We start from the raw sequence: 944 nt of genomic DNA, 5'->3' as shown, positions 1-944 counted from the left end.
CGCGTCGGCGATCTCGCGGGACCAGGCTTCAAGGTGCGCCTCGAACGCGTCCCATGTCCCAAATGCGCGCCCGGCGACCGCATTCTTCTTCACATAACCGACGCCGTTTTCCGTCTTGCCTTTCGTGCGCGCCCGATACGGAGCGCAGGCTCTTGGCCGGAAGCCCCAATGCTTGGCGAAAGCCAACAGCTTCGCATTGAAGGCGAGCGCGCCGGTCATTCGGTCATGCCGGTCGACGAGCGCCCTGGCGTTATCGAACAGCACCTCCTCCGTCACGCCGCCGAACTTCGCAAACGCGCTTTCCAGTCCGTCGAACCAGCTTTCCTGGCGCTCGTTATGAAAGGCGCGGACATGGATCCGGCGCAAGTAGCCGAGCGTGGCGACGAACAGAAACGCCTTGATCTTGACGCCGCCGATCTCGACCAGGCGCTCGCCAAAGTCGATCTGCATCTGCTTGCCGGGCCGCGTCTCGAAACGCACGCAGGCGCGCGCTTCGGCGTCGAGTTCCTGCCGGAACGGCGCCACCGCCCGCTCCACCGTGCGAAGGCTGACGGCGATGCCTTTCTCCGCAATCAGCTCCTGGCGAACCACATCGGCGTTGCCGCGATGGCGCCGGAACCGCTCGCGCAGCCAATCCTCAAGGCCGCCCAGCATGCGCGGCCGCTCCGGCTGCTTGTAGGCAACGAACCCGCCCGCATCAACGTACCGCTTCACTGTGTGATGGCTACAACCGAACTCCCGGCAAATCCGCTTCAAACCCCAGCCGACCGACCACAGCCGCAGCATCGCCGCGACCTCCTCCGGCTCCTTCATGACCTCCCTCCGCGGATCGTTCATCCGCATCGGGCTTTCGTCGATTCGATGATCGTTCATGAGACCCCCTCTTCGTCACGAGGGGGCAGTTCCTCATGTCGTTAGAGGGCAGTTTGCCGTGTCGACTGACA

The 944-nt window shown here is 64.1% G+C and carries 1 protein-coding gene; it reads right to left on the bottom strand.

Features of this window, described 5'->3' with window-relative positions; all coding sequences use genetic code 11:
* On the bottom strand, window positions 1–843 hold an 843-nt coding region (gene istA / locus T281_RS17140), incomplete at its 3' end, for an IS21 family transposase (protein ID WP_420834887.1).
* Window positions 844–944: the final 101 nt, after the last annotated feature.

It is taken from the genome of Rhodomicrobium udaipurense JA643 (genome assembly GCF_000636015.1).
Classification (GTDB): domain Bacteria; phylum Pseudomonadota; class Alphaproteobacteria; order Rhizobiales; family Rhodomicrobiaceae; genus Rhodomicrobium; species Rhodomicrobium udaipurense.
The sequence above is the reverse complement of the archived record's forward strand: the minus strand, read 5'-3'. Positions and strand labels throughout refer to the sequence as shown.